Annotated in this window: 22 protein-coding genes; 7 read left to right on the top strand and 15 right to left on the bottom strand. The window is 72.4% G+C overall.

Annotated features, from left to right (window positions below):
* Positions 1-28 precede the first annotated feature (28 nt).
* Positions 29-484 (bottom strand): MarR family winged helix-turn-helix transcriptional regulator, encoded by a 456-nt coding sequence (locus GV155_RS14850; RefSeq protein WP_160009179.1) that lies wholly within the window; start codon positions 482-484, stop codon positions 29-31.
* Between the two features lie 62 nt (positions 485-546).
* On the opposite strand from GV155_RS14850, the gene GV155_RS14845 reads away from it, so the two are divergent.
* Positions 547-915 carry a VOC family protein gene (locus GV155_RS14845; RefSeq protein WP_160009177.1) on the top strand — a complete coding sequence of 123 codons (369 nt, stop codon included), beginning with the start codon at positions 547-549 and terminating at the stop codon, positions 913-915.
* 89 nt (positions 916-1,004) lie between these two features.
* Here the strand turns inward: GV155_RS14845 and katG are convergent, their stop codons facing one another.
* From katG to GV155_RS14805, 8 genes are all read right to left on the bottom strand, one after another.
* On the bottom strand, positions 1,005-3,275 hold the full coding sequence (gene katG, locus GV155_RS14840; RefSeq protein ID WP_160009175.1) for a catalase/peroxidase HPI: 2,271 nt from the start codon (positions 3,273-3,275) through the stop codon (positions 1,005-1,007).
* A 62-nt stretch (positions 3,276-3,337) separates the two neighbouring features.
* Positions 3,338-3,805: a hypothetical protein gene (locus GV155_RS14835; protein ID WP_160009173.1), complete on the bottom strand. Its 468-nt coding sequence runs from the start codon at positions 3,803-3,805 to the stop codon at positions 3,338-3,340.
* Between the two features lie 124 nt (positions 3,806-3,929).
* Positions 3,930-5,162, bottom strand: a complete 1,233-nt coding sequence (locus GV155_RS14830) for an ABC transporter substrate-binding protein (protein ID WP_160009171.1) — start codon at positions 5,160-5,162, stop codon at positions 3,930-3,932.
* Between the two features lie 23 nt (positions 5,163-5,185).
* Positions 5,186-6,355, bottom strand: coding sequence for a branched-chain amino acid ABC transporter permease (locus tag GV155_RS14825; RefSeq protein WP_160009169.1), 1,170 nt, complete (start codon positions 6,353-6,355; stop codon positions 5,186-5,188).
* Complete coding sequence (locus GV155_RS14820) at positions 6,348-7,223, bottom strand: branched-chain amino acid ABC transporter permease (RefSeq protein ID WP_160009167.1); 876 nt, start codon at positions 7,221-7,223, stop codon at positions 6,348-6,350. Before GV155_RS14820 ends, GV155_RS14825 begins: the two co-directional genes overlap by 8 nt.
* Positions 7,220-8,110, bottom strand: a complete 891-nt coding sequence (locus GV155_RS14815; protein WP_160009165.1) for an ABC transporter ATP-binding protein — start codon at positions 8,108-8,110, stop codon at positions 7,220-7,222. Before GV155_RS14815 ends, GV155_RS14820 begins: the two co-directional genes overlap by 4 nt.
* Entirely contained in the window at positions 8,107-8,958 is an 852-nt protein-coding gene (locus GV155_RS14810; RefSeq protein WP_236554343.1) for an ABC transporter ATP-binding protein, read from the bottom strand. The genes GV155_RS14815 and GV155_RS14810 overlap by 4 nt, the downstream gene beginning before the upstream one ends.
* Positions 8,959-9,102: 144 nt before the next feature.
* Positions 9,103-9,957, bottom strand: coding sequence for a helix-turn-helix transcriptional regulator (locus GV155_RS14805; protein WP_160009163.1), 855 nt, complete (start codon positions 9,955-9,957; stop codon positions 9,103-9,105).
* A gap of 133 nt (positions 9,958-10,090) precedes the next feature.
* Here GV155_RS14805 and GV155_RS14800 point away from each other — a divergent pair, with 133 nt between their 5' ends.
* Positions 10,091-11,713 carry an AMP-binding protein gene (locus GV155_RS14800; protein ID WP_160009161.1) on the top strand — a complete coding sequence of 541 codons (1,623 nt, stop codon included), beginning with the start codon at positions 10,091-10,093 and terminating at the stop codon, positions 11,711-11,713.
* Positions 11,714-11,718: 5 nt separating this feature from the next.
* Positions 11,719-12,291 (top strand): peroxidase-related enzyme, encoded by a 573-nt coding sequence (locus GV155_RS14795; RefSeq protein WP_160011406.1) that lies wholly within the window; start codon positions 11,719-11,721, stop codon positions 12,289-12,291.
* A 436-nt stretch (positions 12,292-12,727) separates the two neighbouring features.
* On the opposite strand, the gene GV155_RS14790 is transcribed toward GV155_RS14795, so the two are convergent.
* From GV155_RS14790 to GV155_RS14780, 3 genes are all read right to left on the bottom strand, one after another.
* On the bottom strand, positions 12,728-14,236 hold the full coding sequence (locus GV155_RS14790; RefSeq protein ID WP_236554342.1) for a SulP family inorganic anion transporter: 1,509 nt from the start codon (positions 14,234-14,236) through the stop codon (positions 12,728-12,730).
* A 70-nt stretch (positions 14,237-14,306) separates the two neighbouring features.
* Positions 14,307-15,881 carry a peptide chain release factor 3 gene (locus GV155_RS14785; RefSeq protein WP_160009159.1) on the bottom strand — a complete coding sequence of 525 codons (1,575 nt, stop codon included), beginning with the start codon at positions 15,879-15,881 and terminating at the stop codon, positions 14,307-14,309.
* A gap of 11 nt (positions 15,882-15,892) precedes the next feature.
* Positions 15,893-16,315, bottom strand: a complete 423-nt coding sequence (locus GV155_RS14780) for a MerR family transcriptional regulator (protein ID WP_160009157.1) — start codon at positions 16,313-16,315, stop codon at positions 15,893-15,895.
* A gap of 134 nt (positions 16,316-16,449) precedes the next feature.
* Between GV155_RS14780 and GV155_RS14775 the strand changes: the two genes are divergently transcribed.
* The 4 genes from GV155_RS14775 to GV155_RS14760 all read left to right on the top strand — a co-directional run bounded on the left by GV155_RS14775 (position 16,450) and on the right by GV155_RS14760 (position 20,336).
* A complete protein-coding gene (locus GV155_RS14775; protein ID WP_160009155.1) occupies positions 16,450-17,175 on the top strand; it encodes a spermidine synthase in 726 nt (241 codons plus the stop codon).
* Entirely contained in the window at positions 17,172-17,348 is a 177-nt protein-coding gene (locus GV155_RS14770; protein WP_160009153.1) for a hypothetical protein, read from the top strand. Before GV155_RS14775 ends, GV155_RS14770 begins: the two co-directional genes overlap by 4 nt.
* Before the next feature lie 14 nt (positions 17,349-17,362).
* Positions 17,363-19,054: a ribonuclease J gene (locus GV155_RS14765; RefSeq protein ID WP_160009151.1), complete on the top strand. Its 1,692-nt coding sequence runs from the start codon at positions 17,363-17,365 to the stop codon at positions 19,052-19,054.
* Positions 19,055-19,115: 61 nt separating this feature from the next.
* Positions 19,116-20,336 carry an endonuclease/exonuclease/phosphatase family protein gene (locus tag GV155_RS14760; RefSeq protein WP_160009149.1) on the top strand — a complete coding sequence of 407 codons (1,221 nt, stop codon included), beginning with the start codon at positions 19,116-19,118 and terminating at the stop codon, positions 20,334-20,336.
* Positions 20,337-20,345: 9 nt separating this feature from the next.
* Here GV155_RS14760 and GV155_RS14755 read toward each other — a convergent pair whose 3' ends face one another.
* Genes GV155_RS14755 through GV155_RS14745 form a run of 3 tightly spaced genes read right to left on the bottom strand, consistent with a single transcriptional unit; the run spans position 20,346 to position 24,127 of the window.
* Complete coding sequence (locus GV155_RS14755) at positions 20,346-21,428, bottom strand: polysaccharide pyruvyl transferase family protein (RefSeq protein WP_160009147.1); 1,083 nt, start codon at positions 21,426-21,428, stop codon at positions 20,346-20,348.
* Entirely contained in the window at positions 21,425-23,011 is a 1,587-nt protein-coding gene (locus GV155_RS14750) for a glycosyltransferase family 2 protein (protein ID WP_160009145.1), read from the bottom strand. Before GV155_RS14750 ends, GV155_RS14755 begins: the two co-directional genes overlap by 4 nt.
* 57 nt (positions 23,012-23,068) lie before the next feature.
* Complete coding sequence (locus GV155_RS14745; protein WP_160009143.1) at positions 23,069-24,127, bottom strand: NAD(P)-dependent alcohol dehydrogenase; 1,059 nt, start codon at positions 24,125-24,127, stop codon at positions 23,069-23,071.
* Positions 24,128-24,167: the final 40 nt, after the last annotated feature.

The following is a 24,167-nucleotide window of genomic DNA, read 5'->3' as shown; positions in this document are numbered from 1 at the left end:
ACCGGCGGGTTTCCGCCCGCTCCTCGTCCTACGGTGGAGGAGGGGTCTGGAGCGACGCGACCATGCTCCGCAGGACCCCGCGCGCGGCCGACCGCTCGGTGTCGCTCAGGCCGGTCAGCATCCTGTCCTCGACGGCCCGGACCGCGGCGGTCGCCTCCGCCAGGTCCCGCCGTCCGCGAGCGGTGAGCTGGGCGGGGAGGGCCTTGCCGACCGGCGCCTCGGCCGGCCTGGTCACCTGGCCGTCCCGCTCCAGGGTCTGCAGCAACGCGTTCATCGACTGGCGGGTCACGAACGCGCCCCGGGCGAGCTCCGAGCTGGACAGGCCGGGCCGCTGGGCCAGCAGCTCGAGGCAGGAGTAGTGCGTCACGGTCATGTCGAGCGGCCGGAGCGCCTCCTCCATCGAGGCGCGGAGCGCGCTCGATGCCTGCTTGAGGAGGTAGCCGAGGGACGTCTGGAGGTCGATGCCGGCGCCGTCTTGACTCATGTCAGCATCCTGACATACGTTCTGGATGTCAGGAACCTGACACGAAACCGAAGGAGCACCCCATGCCCGTCACCGGCCCCGACTTCGTCTCGCTCCAAGCCCGCGACCTCGTCGCCTCGCAGGCGTTCTACGAGCACTACCTCGGTCTGGTCCGCTCCCCGGCCGGACCTCCGCACGCCGTCGTGTTCGGGACCACGCCGATCGCGTTCGCGCTGCGCGAGGTCGTGCCCGGCACCGACCTCGACGGCGCGAGCCGGCCCGGCATCGGCGCCGCGATCTGGCTGCACGCCACCGACGTCCAGGCCATCCACGACGCGCTCGACGCGGACGGGCACAGGATCGTGGCCGCCCCGGTCGACGGCCCGTTCGGCCGGACGTTCACCTTCGCCGACCCCGACGGCTACCACGTCACCCTCCACGACCGCGCCTGACCGGGCACGACCGTGCCCGAGACCGGGCACGACGGAGCCCCCGCCCCGCACGAGGCGGGACGGGGGCTCCGAGAGGGACGAGGGGTACGTCAGCCGGGCTTGACGTCGTACCGGTCGGCCATCATCACCTTGTCCCACACGGCGACGAAGTCGCGCACGAACCGCGACTGGCCGTCGCTGGCGGCGTACACCTCGGCCACGGCGCGCAGCTGGGAGTTGGAGCCGAAGACCAGGTCGTTACGGGTGGCGCGGAAGACCGGCTGGCCGGTCCCGCGGTCGTCGAGGGTGAACGACAGCCCGGCCTCGTCGGCCTTGCTCCACTCGTAGTCGGTGCTCGTCAGGTTGTCGAAGAAGTCCGTCGACAGCACACCGACCCGGTCGGTGAAGACGCCGTGGTCGGACCCGTCGTGGTTGCACCCGAGCACCCGCATGCCACCGGTGAGGGCGACCCACTCCGGGGCGGACAGGCTCAGCAGCCCGGCCCGGTCGAGGAACATCTGCTCGGGGGAGACCTTGGGCGCGACCGTGGCGAAGTCGTCCATGACGAAGTTGCGGAACCCGTCGACGACCGGGGCGAGCCACTGGAACTGCCGGATGTCGGTCTGCTCGTCGGTGGCGTCCACGCGGCCCGGGGTGAAGGGGACGGACACGTCCTCGCCGGCCGCCCGGGCGGCCTGCTCGACCGCGACGCACCCACCGAGCACGATCAGGTCGGCCAGGCTGACCTTCTCGGTGCCGGTGTTGAAGTCGGCCATGACGCCGCGCAGGCGGGCGACGACGTCGACGGTGCGGCGGTTGACGGCCCAGTCCTTCTGCGGCGCGAGGGCGAGGCGGGCGCCGTTGGCGCCACCGCGCTTGTCGGTGTCGCGGTAGGTCACGGCCGCGGAGAACGCGGTGTAGGCCAGGTCGGAGACCGTGAGGCCGGAGTCGAGGATGGCCTGCTTGAGCCGGCCGATCCCCTCGTCGCCGACGACCGGGTGCTGCGCGACGGGCAGCGGGTCCTGCCAGATGAAGTCCTCCTCGGCGACCTCGGGCCCGAGGTAGCGCGACTTCGGGCCCATGTCACGGTGGGTCAGCTTGTACCAGGCCTTCGAGAACTCCTGCGTGAAGTAGTCGAAGTCGTCGCGGAAGCGCAGGCAGATCTCGCGGTAGACCGGGTCCACCTTGAGCGCGATGTCGCTGGTCATCATCATCAGCTCGTGCTCGACGCCCTCGAGGTGCGCGTCGGGGGTCTTCGGCGCGCTCGCGTCGATCGGCTTCCACTGGGTGGCGCCGGTGTCGGGGTTCTCGATCTTCTCCCACTCGTAGGCGAAGAGGTTCTCGAGGTAGGAGTTGTCCCACTGCGTGGGGTCCGGCGTCCAGGCGCCCTCGATGCCGTTGGTCATCGTGTACTCGGCGAAGCCCTTGCCCTCGGGGTTGTTCCAGCCCATGCCCATGGCCTCCATGGGGGCGATCTCCGGCGGGGCGCCGATCTTGTCCGCGGCGACCTTGCCGTGGCTCTTGCCGAAGGCGTGGCCGCCGGCGATGAGCGCGACGGTCTCCTCGTCGTTCATCGCCATCCGCCCGAAGGTGATGCGGATGTCGACGGCGGACTCCTCGGGGATCCCGTTCTCGTTCGGACCCTCGGGGTTGACGTAGATCAGCGCCTGGTGCGAGGCGGCGAGCGGCTGCTCGAGCTCGTAGTCGCTGTCACCGGGCTCGCCGGTCCAGCGCTGGCTGCGCATCACCATGGCGTCGTACGACTCGGGGTTGGAGTTCTCGATGTACTCCGGGCCCCAGTACGTCCCGTCGTCGGCCTCCCAGGCGTCGCGGCGACCGCCGCCGAACCCGGTCGTCGGGAAGCCCATGACCTCGAGCGCCACGTTGCCGGCAAGGACCATCAGGTCGGCCCAGGAGAGGGCGTTGCCGTACTTCTTCTTGATCGGCCACAGCAGGCGGCGCGACTTGTCGGTGTTGCCGTTGTCCCACCAGCTGTTGATCGGGGCGAAGCGCTGGAGCGCCTGGCCGGCGCCGCCGCGACCGTCGGCGATCCGGTAGGTGCCGGCCGAGTGCCAGGCCATCCGGATCATCTGCGGTGCGTAGTTGCCGTAGTCCGAGGGCCACCACGAGACCGAGGTCGTCATGAAGTGCCGGAGGTCGGCCTTGAGCTCGGCGAGGTCGATGGTGTTGAAGGCGGCCTCGTAGTCGAAGTCGCTCAGCGGGTTCGCGGCGGCGCCGTCACGGTGCAGCTGCTCGACGCGCAGGCGGTTGGGGTACCAGTCCGACAGGGTCGGGCTGGAGGTGTAGGCACCGCCGATGGTGTGGCCGCCGAAGGGGCACGTCCCCGCGAGGACGTCGTCGTACTCGGTGTACTGGGTCATGTCCGGATGCTAATCAGCACCACCCGACCGTGCGGGTGACCCCGGCAGGATCCGCTCGTGACTCAGGGGCAGAAGGGCTCGGTCGGCGCGCCGGCCTCGCCCTCGGAGCGGCCCGACTTGCCGTCGTAGATCGCCCACGCCAGCGGCTCACCGTCGACGACCCGGGTGACGCAGATGCGGAAGGTCTTGCCGATCACCTCGTAGCCGGCCTCGCTGCCGGTCCGCAGGCTGCGGTCGTAGTCGACGTTGGCCTCGAAGTCGGCCTGGTCCTTCGGGTTCACGAAGCCCTGGTCGATGGCGTACTGCGCCACGTCGAGGCCGACCGTCGTCGCCTCGCCCTCGACCTTGGACACCTCGGCGTCGATCTCGACCTGGCTGGTGTCGGGGGCGCTGGGGGTCTCGACCGGGGCGGCGCTCGAGGACTCCTCCGTCGCGGGGGAGGAGTCGGAGGCGGATCCGTCGTCGGAGCCGCAGGAGGCGAGCAGCAGCAGGGCCGAGGTCGCGAGCAGGGTGCGGGGGTTCAGCAGCACGGTGTGGTTCCGATCCGAGAGGGGGCGCGTCGCGGGCGAGCCTAGACGGCCCCGGACGCGGGACGGGCCCGCCACGACCTCCGTCACCGGAGGCCGCGACGGGCCCGTCGTCGTCGAGCTGGGGTCACTGCTCCTCGGGCGCCACGTAGCTCTCGGCGTCGGGGGAGGTGAACAGGTCGCCCTGCTGCGTGAGGCCGCCCTCGGCGTCGATGTCGGCGGTGGCGATGTAGACCTCACGCGTGGCCGGCGAGCCGGGGGAGGTGAGGTCGAGGTCGGCGACGAGCTCGTCGGTGGTGACGTCGGTGCTCGAGGCCAGGGCGTCCTGGATGCCCGAGCGGGTCAGGTCGTCGCAGGAGGCCTCGAGCACCTGGCCCCAGATCTCCCCGATGGCGTAGCCGTAGGGGATGCCGGCGTTCGCGGGCTCGGACTTGCCGAGCTCCTCGTAGGCGGTCGCGACCTCGGCAGCCTTCGGCACGTCCGAGCTGTACGGCGTCGCGCTGCCGACGAGGTAGTAGTTCTCGAGCGCGGCCGCGGTGTCCTCGGTGAGGATGGCCGGGGCGAAGGTCGGGTTGTTGCCCACCAGCGGGACGTCGAGGCCCAGCTGGGCGGCGACCGTGGCCACCGACAGCGTCTGCGACGGCGTCGTGGTCAGGCCGATCGCGGAGACGTCGGCCCCGCGCAGGCCGGTCACCACGTTGCGGAGGTCGGTGTCGGTCGGCAGCACCTTGACGGCCTCGAGCGTGATGTCGTGCTGCTCGGCGAAGTACTCCGCGCCCAGCAGCCCGTTCTCGCCGTACTCGCCCTCGAGGTAGACGAAGCCGACGGTGTCGCCCTCGGCGATCTCGCCCTGCTCGAGGAGGTAGGAGAGGCCGTTGACCATCTCGACGTCGTAGGTGGTGCCGGGGATGACGACGTAGGGGTTCTTGAGCAGGAACGACGACCACGACAGCGCCACCGAGGTGGTCTCGTTGTCGATCAGCTGCTGGTCGAGCGCGGCGATGACCGGCGAGCCCAGGATCTGCATGAAGCCGAGCACCTCGGGCAGCAGCTCCTGGTAGGCCAGCACGCCGGCGTCGGCCTGGTAGCCGTGGTCGCGCACCACGAGCTCGATCTGGCGGCCGCAGATGCCGCCGGCGGCGTTGACCTCGTCGGCCCAGATCTGGTGGCCGTCGACGGTGCCGGTGCCGAGCTGGATGAACGGCCCGCTCTGGTCGGTGAGGACACCGAGGCTGATGGTGTCGTCGGTGACGCCGGGTGCCGCGGCGCCGCCCTCGGCGCTGTCGGTGCTCTTGCTGCTGCAGGCCGTGAGGGCCAGGGTGGCGACGGCGGCCGTGGCCAGTAGGCGTCGGGTCTTCATGGTGCCTCTTCTCTCGGGGTTCTTCATCGGGTGGTGGCGCGCGTGAAGCGGTGGGTGAGTCGACGGGCGATGGCGGCCAGGCCCCCTGGCTCGAAGATCACGAGCAGGACGATCAGGGCGCCGTAGGCGTAGGCGGTCAGCACGACCGGCGTGAAGCCGCCGTCGCCGGTGGTGAGGTCCTGCAGGAAGCCGACCTGGGGGACGAGCACGTTCAGGGCGAGCGGGAAGCCGGAGACGAACGCGGCACCGACGACGGCACCGGTGATCGAGCCGAGGCCGCCGATGATGATCATCGCCAGCAGCCCGATCGCGACCGTGATGGACCACGAGCCGTCGAACTCGTTCTCGTCGGCCTTCAGCAGCCCGAACCACTGGATCGTCATCACCCCGGCGAGTCCGGCGTAGGCCGAGGAGACCACGAACGCGCCGGCCCGGGTCCGGGCGACGTCGACGCCCATCGCGGTCGCCGAGGCCGGGTTGTCCCGCACGGCGCGCCAGGCGCGGCCCGGGCGGGAGCGCACGGCGCCGGTGGCCAGCACGAAGGCGATGGCGGTGAAGACCAGGAAGAGGTACCAGGTGCGTTCGGGGGCCTGGAGCGGCACGCCGAGCAGCAGGAACTCCGGCTCGGCGGTGGTGAAGGAGAACCCGAGCACGTCGAAGGCGGGGGAGGGGCGGCCGGTCGCGGCGCCGCCGGTGAGCTCGGAGAACCGCTGGCCGAGGTAGAGGCCGAGGTAGACCAGCGCCAGGGTCGCCACCGACAGGTAGATGCCTCCGACCCGGCCGGCGACCGGCGCGAAGGCCAGGCCGGCGAGCCCGCTGACCACGATCGCGCCGAGCAGCGCCAGCAGCGGCGGCCACCCGAGGGCCACCAGGCCGGACTCGGCGACCGGGTCGCTGGCCAGCGTGGCGTACGTCGTCGCGCCGACCAGCATGAAGAACGGTGTGCCCAGCGAGAGCTGGCCGCAGTGCCCGGTCAGCATGGTCAACCCGATCGCGGCGACCGCGCTGACCATCACGAACTCGCCGACGCGCAGCCAGGTGGCGTCGACGTAGAGCGGGAACGCGAGCAGGACCAGCAGCAGGGCCAGGCCCAGGACCACGCGGACCAGGGCCCGGGTACGGCCGGTGGCCGGTGTCGCGGTCGGTGCGGCCGCGGGCGCGGTCGGTCGGTCGGGCTTCTGGGTGTCAGACACGGTGCACCTCCACGGAGCCGAACAGGCCGGACGGGCGGACGACGAGGACGGCGAGCATCACCAGGAACACCGCGCTCTTGGCGAAGTCGAAGCCGATGTACTGCGCGGCGTAGGCCTCGGTGAGCCCGACGACGAACCCGCCGACCACCGCGCCGAAGACGGAGTCGAGCCCGCCGAGGATGGCGGCCGGGAAGGCCACCAGCGCCAGGAAGTGGGTGGCACGGGAGACGCCGGAGCCGGAGAAGTCCGGCGTGGCCAGGAAGAGGACCGCGACCCCCGCCAGGAGCCCGGCGACCAGCCAGGCGGCGGCGGTGACCTGGGCGTTGCGGACGCCCATCAGGGCGGCCGCCTCCCGGTTCTCGGCCTGGGCCCGCATGCTCAGGCCCCACCCGGTGAAGCGGAAGAGCGCCAGCAGCGCACCGATCAGGACCAGCCCGGTGCCCAGGGCCACGAGCTGGCCGACCAGGACGGTGATCTCGCCGAAGCGGAGGACCTCCTGCGCCCACGGCGGCCGCAGGAACGGCGCGTCGGTGCTGAGGCGCCGGGCGACCTCCTCGGTCACGATCACGTCGACGCCGATGGTGAGCAGCACCAGCGCGATCGGGTCGGCGTTGCGGCTGCGGGCGACCAGGACGCGCTCGATGAAGACCGCGAGCAGGCCCGCGGTCAGGACCCCCGCGACCCCGGCCACCAGGAAGCCCTGGTCGGAGAACCGGTAGGCGACGTAGCCACCGGCGAGGACCAGCGAGCCGTGCGCGAAGTTCACCACCCCGGTCGCACGGAAGATGATGACGAAGCCGAGGGCGAGCAGCGCGTAGACCGCGCCGCGGCCCGCGCCGTTCACCGTGAGCTGGAGCAGGGTGGTCACGACGAGGTGCCTTCCGTGGGGCCCGAGGTGGCCGGGTGGTCGTGGTGGTGGGTGTCGAGGTCGTCGGCGGTGACGCCCTCGGCGGCCATGTCGCCGAGGTAGGCCCGGATCACCTCCGGGTCCTGCTGGATCTCGGCCGGGGTGCCGTCGGCGATCCGCTTGCCGAAGTCGAGGACCGTGACGTGGTCGGCGATCCCCATCACCAGCGCCATGTCGTGCTCGACGAGGAGCACCGAGATGCCGAGCGCGTCGCGCAGGTCGGTGATGGTGCGGGCCATCTCCCGCGTCTCGCCCTCGTTCATCCCGGCGGCGGGCTCGTCGAGCATCAGCAGCCGGGGCTCGGTGGCGACCGCGCGGGCGATGTCGACGCGCTTCTGGTCCCCGTACGACATCTCGGTCACCGGGCGGTGCAGCCGGTCGCCCAGGCCGAGGAAGGCGCAGATCTCGGCGACCCGCTCGGCGTGCCGGGCCTGCTCGCGCCGCATCCGGGGCAGGCGCAGCCCGGCGCTGACGAAGCCGCCGGAGGTGAGCGCGTGGCGCCCGAGCATCACGGTGTCGAGGACCGTGGTGTGCGCCGACAGCGAGACGTTCTGGAAGGCGCGGCCGATGCCGAGGTGCGCCAGCTGGTGCGGGCGGCGCCCGACGACGTCGTCGTCGCCGAAGCGGACGGTGCCCTCGCTGACCTTGTAGAGGCCGGAGATGACGTTGAAGCAGGTCGACTTGCCGGCGCCGTTCGGGCCGATCACGGCGTGGATCGTGGCCGGACGGACGTCGAAGCTGACGTGGTCGAGCGCGGTGACGCCCCCGAAGCGGACGGTGACGTCCTCCACGTGCAGCGTCGGGACGTCCTCCGCGGTCGGCTCGGGGGCCGTGGTCGTGGCGGTCATCGGGTCCACCTGCTCAGGGTCGGGCGGCCCGTACGCCGCTGGTGGTCGGTGTCGTCGCCGGTGTTCTCGTCGTCGCCGTGGTCGGTGCCGCCGTGCCCGCCGAGGTAGAGCGCCTTGACGGCGTCGGACCCGGCGAGCTCGGCCGCGGTGCCGCGGATGGCGACCCGGCCGACCTCGAGGGCGACGGCGTCGTGGGCCACCCGCAGCGCCATGGCGGCGTTCTGCTCGACCAGCACGACCGGCGTGCCCTGGCTGTTGATCGTCGTGACGATCTGGCCGATCTGGTCGATCAGCAGCGGCGCCAGACCGAGGGAGGGCTCGTCGAGCAGCAGCACCTTCGGCTCGGCCATCAGGGCCCTGCCGATGGCCAGCATCTGCTGCTCGCCGCCGGAGAGGAGCCCGGCGCGCTGCTTGCTGCGCTCGGCCAGGCGCGGGAACAGGTCCATGACGCGGTCGCGGGAGGCCGAGCGGCGCGGACGCGGGGTGGTCAGGCCGCCGACCGCGAGGTTCTCCTCGACCGTCATCCGGCCGAAGACCTGGCGGCCCTCGGGGGACTGCACGATGCCGGCCCGCGTGATCGCGGCGGGGGCGAGCTTGTGCAGCGCCTGGCCCTCGAACTCGATCGAGCCGGAACGGATCGCGCCGCCGTGCATGCCGAGCGTGCCGGAGATGGCCCGGAGCAGGGTCGACTTGCCGGCGCCGTTGCTGCCCAGGACCGCCACGACCGTGCCCGGCCGCACGGCGAGGTCGACGTGGTCGAGGACGCTGGTGCTGGTGCCGTAGCCGGTGACCAGGTCCGTGATCGACAGCACGGGCGGCGTCTGGTCCACGCCCGGGTGCTCGCTCAACTGGGTGTCCCTCCGTCAGGCCGCCCCTGTGACACGTGTCCCAGGCGGCGTTGCGTCCGCTGAGAGTGGGCGGTGCGGAGGCGCCTGCCTACCTCCGATCAGAGGTGTGAGCCCGGTCACGCCCGAATCGTTACCCGGGGCGGCTCAGTCGATCCAGCCGGCGCGGCGGGCCAGGTCGATGGCCTGCACCCGGTTGGCGCAGTCGAGCTTGCGCAGCAGGTCCTGGAAGTAGGACTTCACGGTGTTGGGCAGCAGGCCGAGGTTGGCTGCGATCTGGCGGTTGGACAGGCCACGGGCGGCCTCGACGAGCACCTGGAGCTCGCGGCGGGTCAGCGACGACCCGTCGGGCAGGGTGATGCCGTGGTCGACCGCGGCGCCGCCGTCGAGCCGCTGACGGATCCGGTCGAGCTGGGCGCTGATCGCCGACGTGCCGAGCTGGGCGGCCACCTCGCCCAGCTCCCGGGCCACCGAGGCGAGCTCGGCGGCGCTGGGGTCGGGCCGCAGGGACGCCTGGGCGGCCTCCAGCTGGGCCAGCCGCGCCTGGACCTCGTCCTCGACGAGGATCTCGTGCTGCAGCCGCCGGCGCAGCGGGTCGAGGCTGTCGAACCACCGGTCGCCCAGGGGCAGCTCGGAGGTGCTGCCGAGGTAGACCACGGCCCGGGCCCGGCCGGTCACGATGATCGGGACGGCGGCCGTGGTGACGATGGCCTCGCTGCGCACGGCGTGGTCGTAGTGGTGCGTGATGCCGCGCGCGTTCTCGTAGTTGCCCACACTGGTGGGGCGCGAGAGCGCCAGCGCCTTGCCGCCGAGGCCGGTGCCCGGGGTGATCTCGAGGTGGTCGAGGGCGCGGCTGCGCGTGCCGAGGGTGCACAGGATCTGCAGCGAGCCGGTGCGGTCGTCGACGACGCTGCCGAAGGCGAGGTCCATCCCGCTGGTGCTGCGCCACGCGGGCAGCGCCGGGCTCAGGCGGCTGAGGACCATCTCGGTCGACGTCGTCACGCTTCTCCTCCTGCTCCACCACACCCCTGTGGGCTGGGTCACAGCACAGGATGCCCCACCGGGTCCGACCCGGGGAGGGTCGAACCTCCCCTTGGAGGTGTGACCCACGTCTCGCGCTGCCTAGCCTCCCCCCATGAGCACGGAGACGTCCTACGACCGCGGCCCCCACGAGCCTGCGCTCCTGGAGGACACCATCGGCGAGAACTTCGAGGCCACGGTGCGCGCGCACCCCGACGCGGAGGCCCTGGTGGAGGTGGCCAGCGGCCGCCGCTGGACCTGGACCGAGCTGGACGCCGCGGTCGACGCGCTGGCGCGCGGGCTGATCGGCGCCGGGCTCGAGCGCGGCGACCGGGTGGGCATGTGGGCGCCGAACTGCGCCGAGTGGACCATCGCGCAGTACGCCACCGCCAAGACCGGCGTGGTCCTGGTCAACGTGAACCCGGCGTACCGCACCCACGAGCTGGCCTTCGCGGTGAACCAGTCCGGGATGCGGCTGCTGCTGGCCGCGTCGTCGTTCAAGACCAGCGACTACCGCGGCATGGTCGAGCAGGTGCGCGGGGAGTGCCCCGCGCTCGAGCGGGCGGTCTTCGTCGACACCGACGACTGGGACGCGCTCCTGGCCGACGGCGCCGACGTCCCGGCCGGGGCAGTGGCCGAGCGGATGGCCACGCTCGACGCGCGCGACCCGATCAACATCCAGTACACCTCCGGCACGACCGGCCGGCCCAAGGGCGCGACCCTGAGCCACCGCAACATCCTGAACAACGGCTTCTTCACCACCGAGCTGATCAACCTGGGGCCGGAGGACCGGTTGTGCATCCCGGTGCCCTTCTACCACTGCTTCGGGATGGTGATGGCGAACCTCGGCTGCACCTCGCACGGCACGACGATGGTGATCCCCGCGCCGGGCTTCGACGCCGAGGCGACGCTGCGCGCGATCGCCGACGAGCGGTGCACGGGCGTCTACGGCGTGCCGACCATGTTCATCGCGATGCTGAACCACCCGACCTTCGCCGAGCACGACCTGTCCTCGCTGCGCACCGGCATCATGGCCGGCTCGATCTGCCCGGTCGAGGTGATGAAGCGGTGCATCGCCGAGATGCACATGAGCGAGGTCTCGATCGCCTACGGCATGACGGAGACCTCCCCGGTGTCCTGCCAGACCCGCTCCGACGACGACCTCGACCGGCGTACGGCCTCGATCGGGCGGGTGCACCCGCACCTCGAGATCAAGGTCGTCGACCCGGCGACCGGGGAGACCGTCGGCCGGGGGACGACCGGGGAGCTGTGCACCCGCGGCTACTCGGTGATGCTCGGCTACTGGGAGGAGCCGGAGAAGACCGCGGAGGCCATCGACGCCGACGGGTGGATGCACACCGGGGACCTGGCCGAGATGCGCCCCGACGGCTACTGCAACATCGTCGGGCGGATCAAGGACCTGGTGATCCGCGGTGGGGAGAACGTCTACCCGCGCGAGGTGGAGGACTTCCTCTACACCCACCCCGACATCGAGGACGTGCAGGTGATCGGGGTGCCGGACGAGAAGTACGGCGAGGAGCTCTGCGCCTGGGTCAAGATGAAGGCCGGTGCCGAGCCGCTCGACGCGGCGGCCGTGCGCGCGTTCTGCGACGGGCGGCTGGCGCACTTCAAGGTCCCCCGCTACGTGATGGTCGTCGAGGAGTTCCCGATGACCGTGACCGGCAAGGTCCGCAAGGTCGAGATGCGCGAGACCACGGCTGCGCGGCTCGGCCTGTGAGCGGGATGCGGCAGGAGCGGCCGGTCAGCCGGTTCGGCACCGTCGAGGTCGCCGACCTGCCCGACGACCTGCGCGAGCGGCTCGAGCCGCTGGTCGAGAAGACCGGGTTCGTACCGAACATCTTCCGAGCGCTGGGCCGCCGGCCGGCCGAGCTGCGGGCGTTCCTGGACTACCACGACGCGCTGATGGACTCCGACGACGGACTCTCCAAGGCCGAGCGCGAGCTGGTGGTGGTGGCCACCTCGGGGCTGAACGACTGCCTCTACTGCGTGGTGGCGCACGGCGCCGTGCTGCGCATCCGGGGCAAGGACCCGCAGCTGGCCGACCACGTCGCGACCCACCCGCGCGGCGCCGACCTCGAGCCCCGCCAGCGGGCGATCGTCGACCTGGCCCTCGCCCTGGCCGGCGACCCCGGCGGCTTCGGTGAGGCCGACGTCGCCGCGGCGCGGGCGGCGGGACTGAGCGAGGACGAGGTCTGGGACGTCGGCTCGATCACCGCGCTCTTCGCCGCCTCCAACCGCCTCGCCCACCTCGTCGGCCTCCAGCCGAACCCGGAGTTCTTCGGGATGGGGCGCTGACGCTGGCGCCCCGGTGGTCGAGGAGCGAGCGCAGCGAGCCTCAGCCCCGGTGGTCGAGGAGCGAGCGCAGCGAGCCTCACGAGACCTCGACCTGTGACTTTCACGCACCAGGTGCGTGAAAGTCACAGGTCGACGGTCAGAAGGCGTAGCCGAACCGCGCCAGGTCCTCGGGTCGTGGTCCGGTGCCAGCAGGTGGCACCAGATCGCGAGTTGAGAGCTGCCGGTGTGACGGGGGTGCGAGTGCTGCCGCTGGGTCAGAGGGTCTCGTGACGCTCGCTGCGCTCGCTCCTCGACCACCGGGGTGGCTGGTGTCCGTTCCTCGACCACCGGGGTGGCTGGTGTCCGTTCCTCGACCACCGGGGTGGCTGGTGTCCGTTCCTCGACCGCCGGGTGGCTGGCGTCCGTTCCGCGACCGCCGGGGTCGGGCCCCGTGCGGCTAGTGGGCGGAGAGGCGGCCGGTGAGGCGGTCGTGGCGGTGGGCGCTGTGGTCGTCGAGGCCGCGGATCTCGACCTGCTTGCCCCGGCGCCCGTACTTGGTGGTGATGGCGTCGAGGGAGGCCACGGTCGAGGCGTCCCAGACGTGGGACCCGGAGAGGTCGATGACCACGCGCTGCGGGTCGTCGGCGTACTCGAACTGGGTGTAGAGGTCGTTGCTCGAGGCGAAGAACAGCTCCCCGGTGACGCGGTAGACCGCGGTCTCGACGCCGCCGTCCTGGACGACCTCGCGGTGGGTCTGCGTCAGGTGCGCGACGCGGCGGGCGAAGAGGACCATCGCGACGAGCACGCCGCTGACCACGCCGATGGCCAGGTTGTGGGTGGTGACGGTGACCGCGACGGTCACCAGCATCACCAGGGTCTCCGACTTGGGCATCCGGCGCAGCGTGCCGGGGGTGATGCTGTGCCAGTCGAAGGTGCCGACGGCGACCATGACCATCACCGCGACCAGGGCGGCCATCGGGATCGTGGCCACGACGTCGCCGAACCCGACCACGAGGACGAGCAGGAAGAGCCCGGCGCAGAAGGTCGAGATCCGGGTACGGGCGCCGGAGGCCTTCACGTTGATCATCGTCTGGCCGATCATCGCGCAGCCGCCCATGCCGCCGAAGAAGCCGGTGACCACGTTCGCGGCACCCTGGCCCCAGGACTCGCGGGTCTTGTCGGAGCGGGTGTCGGTGATGTCGTCGACCAGCTTGGCGGTCAGCAGCGACTCGAGCAGGCCGACCAGGGCCATCGCGAGGGCGTACGGGGCGATGATCTGCAGCGTCTCCAGCGTCAGCGGCACGTCGGGGAGGAACAGCGACGGCAGGCTGTCGGGCAGCTCGCCCTCGTCGCCGACGTCGGGCAGCGTGAGGCCGGCGCCGAGGGTGACCGCCGTCAGCAGCACGATCGCGACCAGCGGGCCGGGCACGGCGGTGCTCACCCGGGGCAGCCCGACCATCACCACGATGCCGACGGCGACCATCGGGTAGACCAGGAACGGCACGTCGACCAGGTACGGCAGCTGGGCGGTGAAGATGAGGATGGCCAGCGCGTTCACGAAGCCGACCATCACCGAGCGCGGCACGAACCTCATCAGCCTCGCGACCCCGAGCAGGGCCATGGCGACCTGGATCAGCCCGCCCAGGATGACGGTGGCGACCAGGTAGTCCAGGCCGTAGTCGCGCATGACCGGCGCGATCACCAGGGCGATGGCGCCGGTGGCGGCCGAGATCATCGCGGGGCGGCCGCCGAGGAAGGCGATCGAGACCGCCATCGTGAAGGACGCGAACAGGCCGACCCGGGGGTCGACCCCGGCGATGATCGAGAACGAGATGGCCTCGGGGATCAGCGCGAGCGCCACGACGAGGCCGGCGACGACCTCGCGACGCAGGACGGCGGGGCGGCGCAGCGCACCCATCACGGTGTGGGTCTCGGCAGGGGGCCCGGCCAGGGCGGTGTCACTCACGTGGCGCGACTCTACCCTGACGTGAGGGAAGGGTTGGTGTCCGCGGGGACGGTCGGGCAGGTGGTCCTGCTCACTCCACCCCGGCGACCAGGCTGTGCAGCCGCAGGTGCGGGTTGAGCCGCTCGATCGCCTGCAGCCGCCACTTGTCCGGGAACAGCGCCAGCAGCGTGCCGTCGGTCCGCGTCATCACCTCGACGTCGCGCAGGGCGCCGACCTCGTCGGCCTGCTCGGGCTCGACGCGCCGCGCCATCTGGTAGTGCAGGTTCTCCAGGCGTACGGGCGCCTGGTACTCGCTCTCGAGGCGGGCCTGCACCACCTCGAACTGCATCGGGCCGACCGCCGCCAGGACCGGCGCGTGCTCGCCGCGCAGCTCCGAGCGCAGCACCTGGATGACGCCCTCCTGGTCGAGCTGCTCCATGCCCTTGCGGAACTGCTTCCAGCGACCGGTGTCGGTCACGGCCACGGTCGCGAAGTGCTCCGGTGCGAAGCTGGCGATCGGCGGGTACGTCACCGAGCGGCCGGCGTGGATCGTGTCGCCGACCCGGAGCGCGTGGGCGTTGACGAGGCCGATGATGTCGCCGGGCAGCGCGATCTCGACCGAGGCGCGCTCGCGGCCGAAGACGGCCTGGGCGTACTTGGTGGTGAAGGGGCGGCCCGTGGCCGCGTGCGTGGCGACCATCCCGCGCTCGAAGACCCCCGAGCAGACCCGGGCGTACGCGAGCCGGTCGCGGTGGGCGGCGTTCATGCCGGACTGCACCTTGAAGACGAAGGCGCTGAAGTCGTCGTCGACCTCGCGCACCGAGCCGTCGACGGCCGGCGTCGGCCCGGGCGGCGGCGCGAGGTCGAGCAGGATGTCGAGGATCTGCGCGACGCCGAAGTTCTGCAGCGCCGAGCCGAAGAGCACCGGTGTGGTCCGACCGGCCAGGAAGGTCTCCTGGTCGTGGTCCGCGCCGTCGAGCGAGAGCAGCTCGTGGCCCTCCTCGGCCTCGTCCCACAGACCGCCCACGGACTCGCGTGCGGCGCCCGCGTCCATCCGCTTCTCCGGCGCCTTGGTCGCGCCGCCGGCGGTGCGGGTGTAGGCGATGTAGTCGCCCGAGCGGCGGTCCAGCACGCCGCGGAAGTCGCCGGCCTCGCCGACCGGCCAGGTCAGCGGGGTCGGGCGCAGGCCGATCTGCTGCTGGATGCTGTCCATCAGCCCGAACGGGTCGAGGCCGGGGCGGTCCCACTTGTTGATCACGGTGACCACCGGGATCCCCCGGTGCGCGCAGACCTGGAAGAGCTTCAGGGTCTGCGGCTCGAGGCCCTTGGCCGCGTCGACCAGCATCACCGCGGAGTCGACGGCCGAGAGCACGCGGTAGGTGTCCTCGGAGAAGTCCGCGTGGCCGGGGGTGTCGACGAGGTTGACCACGTGGCCCTCGTACTCGAACTGCAGGGCCGCGGAGGTGATGGAGATGCCGCGCGCCTTCTCCATGTCCATCCAGTCCGAGACCGTCGCCTTGCGGTGACCCTTGCCGTGCACGGCCCCGGCCTCGCCGATCACCTCGGCGTGCAGCGCGAGCGCCTCGGTCAGGGTGGACTTGCCGGCGTCGGGGTGGCTGATCACGGCGAACGTGCGCCGCGGACGGGAGTCGGAGTGGGTGGACATCACCCCCGAATCTACGTCGGTGGGAGCGGGCCGCCCGAATCCAGCCGTTCCCCGAGGCCGGCGGCGAAGGCCTCGGCCACACCCAGGCGGCGGCGCAGGGTGGCCACCCGCTCCTCCGCCGCGGCGTGGATGACCGCCAGCCGCTCGAGCAGGCCGGCCCGTTCCGCCCCGGCCGGGTGCTGCTCGAGGGCGTCGACGACCTCGAGCAGGTCGCGCATGTCGTCGAGGGAGAAGTCCAGCGGCTTCATCTGCATCACCAGCTCGAGGCGTGCGACGTCCGACTCCGCGTAGAGCCGGAACCCGCCGGTCGAGCGGGCCGACGGCGGCACCAGCCCGACCTCCTCGTAGTAGCGGATCGTGCGCAGGCTCAGCCCGGTGCGCGCGGCGACCTCGCCGATCTGGCTGTGCCCGGTCGCCCGCTGCTCCGTGCCCATCGTCCTCCTCCGCCCCCTGCTCGCTGCCTCTCCTGGCGGCCGAGGCTAGCGGCCGGCCCGCTCGGGACCGAAACCCTCCCGCCGCGTCAGGGTAGGGTCGGGAGCCAGGCAGGACCCGGGGAGGTGGGCGACGGATGGCCGGACGTGGGGGCGGCAGCCGCTTCGAGGAGCTGGACCACGCCGAGACGCCCTGGGGCGTGGTGAGCCTGCGCCGCCGCCACGACCGGGTGACCGACCGCGAGGTCTTCGAGGTCAAGCTCGACGACGACTTCCTGATGACCAGCCAGTTCACCGCCACCGAGGAGGAGCTGGCCCGGATCGCCCTGCGCGCGCTGACCGGCGACGCGCTGCGGGTGCTCGTCGGCGGGCTCGGCCTCGGCTACACCGCCGCCACCGCGCTGGCCGACCCCCGCGTCGCCCACGTCACGGTGGTCGAGGCCGTCGAACGCGTCGTGGAGTGGCACCGGCGCGACCTCTTCCCCGACACCCGCGGCCTGGCCGCGGACCCGCGCACCACCCTGGTCCACGACGACTTCTTCGCGCTCGTCCGCTCCCGTGCCCACGACGCCGAGTACGACGCCGTCCTCGTCGACATCGACCACGCACCGGACCGCCTGCTCCGCCCCGACCACGGCGACTTCTACTCGCCCGGCGGCCTGGCGGCGGTCGCGGCGCTGCTGGACCCGGCCGGCGTGCTGGCGCTGTGGTCCGACGAGCCGCCCGACGCCGCCGTGCTGGAGTCGATGACGACCGCCTTCGCCGACGCCACCTCCCACGTGGTCACCTTCGACAACGCCGCCACCGGTGGCACGTCGTCCTGCACCGTCTACCTGGCCACCGGCCCGACCCGCCGGCGGTGACCGCCACGTCCCCGGTGACCGGCGCCGACCCGGACCGCGCCACGATGTGCACCATCACGCCGCTGCCGCGAGACTGGCGGCCCACGACCTTCCGCACGACCCGTACGAGCACCACCGACGAGAACCCGCACCACCGACGCCCGCGGTCCGACGAGACCGCGACCCACCGCTGAAGAACGGACCACCCATGAGCCACCCCCACCCCGAGCTCCAGAAGCCGCCCCGCCTGCCGAACGACGGCCTGCGCATCGTCGCCCTCGGCGGCCTCGGCGAGATCGGCCGCAACATGACCGTCTTCGAGCAGGCCGGCCGGCTGCTCATCGTCGACTGCGGGGTGCTCTTCCCCGAGGAGCACCAGCCCGGCGTCGACGTCATCCTCCCGGACTTCACCTGGATCCGGGACCGCCTGGACAAGATCGAGGCGATCGTGCTGACGCACGGTCACGAGGACCACATCGGCGGGGTGCCCTACCTGCTCCGCGAGCGCGCCGACATCCCCGTGGTCGGGTCGCGCCTGACGCTGGCCCTGATCAAGGAGAAGCTGAAGGAGCACCGGATCGTCCCGAAGGTGCACCAGGTCAAGGAGGGCGACCGCACCGGCACGACGTACGGGCCCTTCGACCTCGAGTTCCTCGCGGTCAACCACTCCATCCCCGACGGCCTCGCCGTCGCGATCCGCACCTCGGCCGGGCTGGTGCTGCACACCGGCGACTTCAAGATGGACCAGTTCCCCCTGGACCGCCGGATCACCGACCTCCGCGGCTTCGCCCGGCTGGGCGACGAGGGCGTCGACGTGTTCCTCACCGACTCCACCAACGCCGAGGTCCCCGGCTTCACCACCGCCGAGCGCGACCTGACCCCCGCGATCGAGCAGGTCTTCCGGACCGCGCCGCGCCGCGTGATCGTGTCCAGCTTCGCCAGCCACGTGCACCGGATCCAGCAGGTGCTGGACCAGAGCCACGCGTACGGCCGCAAGGTCGCCTTCGTGGGCCGCTCCATGGTCCGCAACATGGGCGTCGCGCAGGACCTGGGCTACCTCACCGTGCCGCCGAACCTGATCGTGCCGCTGGACCAGCTGGAGAAGATGGCCCCCAACAAGGCCACCCTGATCTGCACCGGCTCGCAGGGCGAGCCGATGGCCGCGCTGTCGCGGATGGCCAGCCGCGACCACAAGATCCGCGTCGGCGAGGGCGACACCATCCTGATGGCCAGCTCGGTCATCCCCGGCAACGAGAACGCGATCTCGAACGTCATCAACGGCCTGACCCGCTGGGGCGCCAACGTGGTGCACAAGGGCAACGCCAAGGTGCACGTGTCGGGCCACGCCAGCGCCGGCGAGCTCGTCTACTGCTACAACATCGTCAAGCCGCGCCACGTGATGCCGGTCCACGGCGAGTTCCGCCACCTGCGTGCGAACGCCGACCTGGCGATCAGCACCGGCATGGACGCCGACCGCGTCGTGCTGGCCGAGGACGGCGTGGTCATCGACCTGGTCAAGGGCCGGGCCAAGATCACCGGCAAGGTCGCCGCGGGCAACGTCTACGTCGACGGCAACGTCGTCGGCGGGGTCACCGAGGCCACGCTGAAGGACCGCCGCACGCTGGCGGAGGAGGGCGTGGTGACGGTGCTGGCCATCGTCGACGCCGACACCGGCACGCTCGCCGACCCGCCGGACTTCCTGGTCCGCGGCTTCGAGCACGACCCCCGCGCCTTCGACCCGGCGGTGACCGTGATCGAGAAGACCCTGGCGCGTGCGGCCTCCGAGGGCATCGGGGACTCCCGCCGCCTGGAGCAGATGATCGGGCGCGACGTCGGCCGCTGGGCGCAGCGCGCCTTCCGCCGCACGCCGATGATCATCCCGGTCGTCATCGACGCCTGAGGTCGGACGGCCGGCTGAGACGGAGGGGGACGGGTCACCGGGCATGGGGGACGATGCAGTCGTGAGCACGAGCAGCGGGACCGGTGGCCCGGAGCGCCCCGCCGCGGGCCCGGACGGGCACCGCGGCGGCCGCCGCCGACCGTCCGGCCAGGTCCTGCAGGTCGTCGGCCTGGTGCTGCTGCTGGTCGTGGGCGGGTTCTTCGGCGTCCGCGCCGTCACCGACGACACCGTCACCGCCTCGACGACGTCGGCCTCCGACGCCGGTGCCTCCCCCTCGGACGCCGGGACCCCGCAGGCACCGCCGACCGGGGACGTCGTCGGTGACGAGCCCGGCGAGCCGCTGGCCGCGGCGGAGCCCGGCGACGTCCTCGAGGCCGGCCCCCCGATCGAGCGCGCGAGCAGCGACAACGGCGACGGCGGTGACGGCGGCGTCGGCGACGCGCTCGAGGAGCTCGCCCGCAGCGCGGAGCAGGCCGCCGGACCCGCCGGCAGCGGCCCGCGCGCCCGGGAGCGCACCTGCCTGCCCGCACCGTCCACGACGGTCCGGATCGCCACCTACAACATCCTGGGCGCGGGGTCGCGCTCCGGCGGGGGCTACGACCTGGCCCGGGTCCGCGCCGACATCGCCTCCTGGGACGTCGACGTCGCGATCCTGCAGGAGGTCTACCGCCTCGGCGGGGACGCGGCCCGCAGCGACCAGCCCGCCGACCTCGCCGCCGACCTGGGCATGGACTGGGCCTTCGGCTACAACGCCCGCAAGGGCGCGCGCACGCAGTACGGCACGGCCGTGCTCTCGCGGTTCCCCATCGTCGAGCAGGCGAACGCCCGGCTGCCCAACTGGAACGGCCTCGAGCAGCGCGGACTGCTGCGGGCCACGCTCGACGTCGGGGGCACCCGCCTCGACGTGTTCGACACGCACCTGCAGCACACCCCGCAGGCCGCCCCGCTGCGCACGCAGCAGGCCCGCAGCATCGCCGGCATGATCGGTGCCCGCCGCGCCGCGACCGGCAACCCGGCCGTCCTGGGTGGTGACTTCAACTCCAGCCCGACCGGTGACGTCGCCGGCGTGCTGAACGGCGTCCTGCGCGACACGTGGTTCGACGTCGGCGCCGGCCAGGGCGCCACGCACCCCGCCGGCCGCGCCACCACCCGCATCGACCGGCTCTACCAGTCCGCGGACGTGGTGCCGCTCGCTGCGGCCGTACGCCCCTCGGCGGCCTCGGACCACGACGCCGTCACCGCGGTGTACGAGGTGCCGGGAACCGGCCGGGTCTGCGAGTAGCGCCCGTCCTCAGGCGTCGAGCGTGTGCGGCACCCCGTGGGTGTCGAGGTAGCCGCGGAACCGTGCCAGCCGCTCGGCGTGGCCGTCCTGGAACGGAGCGGGGTCGGAGCGCGCCAGCAGGTCGGCGGCGTCCGTGCCGGGGGCGAGGCGGTCGATCCGCGTGTGCGGGATGCCGAAGTACTCGCTGAGCTCCCGGGTGCGGGAGTCGTGCGCCAGGACGTGCGCGGGGGTGCCGGCCAGGAGGGCGGCGACGTTGCCGTGGATCCGGGTGCCGAAGGAGAAGTCCTGCCCGGCGAGGAAGTCGAGCCACGACGGGGCGTCGAGGAAGAACCGGACCCGGTCCTCGGTGTAGAGCCGGTGGCTCGGGTCGCGGGGGTGCTCCGGGCCGCCGCGGTCCTGCGTGGAGCCGGTGAGCAGGGTGCGCAGCTCGGCGCGGGCCTGCGCGACGTAGCTGAGGTTCGGGTAGCGGTCGAGGTGGTGCGGGAGCAGGCCGGGGTGCTCCACCGGGCCGGTCAGGTTGATCGCCAGGGGTGACTCGCGGGTCAGGGTGGTGCTCCGCGTGGGCGCCAGGTCCGCGCCGTGCCGGAAGACCGACGGGCACCCGACGACCTCGACGTCGGAGAAGCCGAGGTGGGCCAGGTAGGCGGCGCTGAACTCCCCGCGCACGCCGATCGAGGGGCCGCGGTCCAGGACGGCGGCGACGAAGTCGCGGACGTCGTCCTCGAGCGGGGAGAGCGGGTCGAAGGTGTAGTCGAGGTCGGACTGGGCGCCGATGCCCAGCACCGTCACCGGCACCGTCAGGCGCCGCAGGAGCTGGGTGAACCGGCGCAGGACCGGGAGGTACTCCGGCCGGAACGCGTTGGCGAAGGGCAGCACGACGGCGTCGTAGTCCTCGTTGATCCGCTCGGCCTGCCGCCACCAGCCGCGGAAGTCGGTGATCGTGAGGTCGGTGTCGGGGCGGTCGAGCACCCGGAACGCGGCGTCGCCGAAGATCTGGTTGCCGCTGTTGCGACCGATCAGGTCCTCCTCGAGCACCTCGGAGGCCGAGGGGCTGGTCCGCGGGTCGATGTAGCCCCGGAGCAGGACCCTCATCGCGACACCGTCCGCAGCTCCAGGCCCGGCCCGGGCCGCCACCCGAGGTCCCACGAGCCCGACGGCGTCGGCAGGCCCTGCGGGGGTGCCTGCGGGAAGGTCTTGGTGGCGAACCAGCCGTCGGTCGTGGTGCCACCCCGTCGGACGCGCACCTCGACGGCGAGGTCGGCGTCACGCGGCAGGTGGGCGTCGAGCACGTCGGGGTCCAGCACGGTGGAGAACGCTACCGGGGGGAGCTCGAGGGCGTCGTCCGCCACGTCGCCCTGGACGGTGGCGGTGCACGGCACCTCGACGTCCCGGCCGCCCTCCACCTCGCCGGGCGCCAGGTCACGGGGGCGCAGGAGGACCGTCACCTCGGGCACGTCGAACGCACCGGCCGGGCGGGCCACGCCGACGAGACGGACCACGCCGCTGAGCCGGAGCCGGCCGGACATGTCGTCGAGGGCCCCCAGGCCGGTCAGGCGGGCGACGATCCTGGTGTCCACCTCCGCCAGGCGCAGCAGCCCGTCTGGCCAGGGGACGTCGAGCCCGGGCAGGTCCGGCACGTCGAGCTCGGTGTGCCCGTCGCGCAGCCGGGGACGCGGCCGCTGCTCGCGGGGTCCCTCCAGCAGGGTGTGCAGGGCATCGACCGCGGAGCGGTCGGCGTGGGCGACCAGCCAGCACAGCACCCGGGCGCGCACCGGGGTGGCGGCGAGGGCGTCCGGCGGGATCGCGGCCAGCACCCGGCGTACGCCCTCACGCAGGTGCTCCCAGTAGACCTCGTCGCGCGGGGCCTGCTCGATGAAGACGGGAAGGCCGTTGAGCATGCGTTCCTGCCAGGACCGCACGACGGCCGGGCCGGCCCCGGCGGTGATCAGGGCGGTGGACTCGCGGCGGGCGGCGAGGGCGTCGAGCAGGTTGGGCAGCTCGTGCTTGCGCTGGGTGATGGACCCGGCTCCCTCGTGGACGCGCCACCGGTAGACCACCTCGGGCAGCACGTCGATGCCGCGGGCCGCGAGGTAGGCCCGCGCCGACGGGACGTGGTCCTCGTAGTGGACGCCCTCGGGGAACGCCAGGCCGGCGTCGTCCCAGAAGGCGCGGCGGAAGACCTTGTTCCAGGCGAAGAGGTCGCCGAGCACGCCCGGGACGTCCTCGAGCCGGGCGGCGGTGCGCCGGCGGCGGTGGACGGGGACCATCCAGGCCGCCACCCGGGGCACCTCGTCGCCCACCTGGCGGGTGACGTTGCCGACCGCGAGGTCGGAGCCGGACCGGCCCAGGGAGGAGACCATCGCGGCGTACGCCCCGGGCGGGACCACGTCGTCGGCGTCGGCGAAGGCCAGCAGGTCGCCCGTGGCGTGCCGGACGCCGGTGTTCCGGGCGGCCCCGAGACCGCGGTTCTCCTGGGTCACGACCCGGACGCGGGGGTCACGGGCGGCGACCTCGTGGGCCACCGCCCCGCTGTCGTCGGTCGACCCGTCGTCGACGACGACGACCTCCAGCCGCACCCCGCGCTGACCCAGGACCGAGGTCAGGACCGTGCCGAGGACCGTCGCTCCCTGGTAGACCGGGACCACGACGCTCAGCAGGGGATCGGCAGGGCTCATGTCGGACCGATCCTACGGTGGCCGACGTCCGTCGGGACGTCGGCCACGCGCGGGGACTCAGCCCTGGAGCGTCGCGGTGTCGATGACCGCGCGGTAGCGCACGTCGCCCGAGACGACCTTGTCGTAGTAGTCGTCGACCTGGTCGGCGGAGATGACCTCGACCGTGGCCGTGACACCGTGCTCGGCGCAGAAGTCGATCATCTCCTGCGTCTCGGGGAGGCCGCCGATCATGCTGCCGGCGATCTGGCGGCGGTTGGCCAGCAGGGAGAACGCGCTGACCTCGAGGTTCTCCTCGGGGGCGCCGACGTTGTGCATCACGCCGCCGCGGGCGAGCAGGCCCATGAACTTGTCGAGCGGGATGCCCGAGCCGACGGTGTTGAGCAGCACGTCGAAGGAGCCGGCGAGCTCGTCGAAGACCGACTCGTCCTCGGTCGCGTAGTAGTGCTGCGCGCCGAAGGACAGGCCGTCCTCCTTCTTGGCGTCGGTGCGGGACAGGACGCTGACCTCGGCGCCCATGGCCGCGGCGATCTTGACGCCGACGTGGCCGAGGCCGCCGAGGCCGATGACGCCGACCCGCGTGCCCGGGCCGACACCGTGCTGCTTGAGCGGGTGGTAGGTGGTGATCCCGGCGCACAGCAGCGGGGTGACGCCGGCGTACTGCGACTCGTCGTAGGAGTCCGGCACCTTGACCACGAAGTGGTCGCGCACGACGACCTGGTCGCTGTAGCCGCCCTGGGTGATCTCGCCGTCGTAGCCCTCGACGCCGTAGGTGCCCACGCCGCCCTTCTCGCAGTACTGCTCCTCGCCGTCCTTGCAGGCGGCGCACTCGAGGCAGGAGTCGACGAAGCAGCCGACGCCCACGATGTCGCCGACGGCGTGGGTGGTGACCTCGGGGCCGACCTCGAGCACGGTGCCGAGGATCTCGTGGCCGGGGGTGAGCGGGAAGGAGACCGGGCCCCACTCCTCGCGCTTGGTGTGGATGTCGCTGTGGCAGATGCCCGCCCAGCGGATGTCGATGCGGACGTCGTCGGGGCGCAGGTCGCGGCGTTCGAGCTGCACCTTCTCGAAGGAGGCGTCGGCGGAGGCGGCGGACAGGGCGGGGACGGAGACGGTCACAGGGGTCCTCTCGTACGGGAGCGACCGGCCGCCGGGGGGC

Source organism: Nocardioides sp. AX2bis (assembly GCF_902506435.1).
In the GTDB taxonomy this organism is placed as follows: Bacteria; Actinomycetota; Actinomycetes; order Propionibacteriales; family Nocardioidaceae; genus Nocardioides.
Note: the sequence above shows the minus strand (reverse complement) of the source record. Positions and strands in the feature narration are given on the sequence as shown.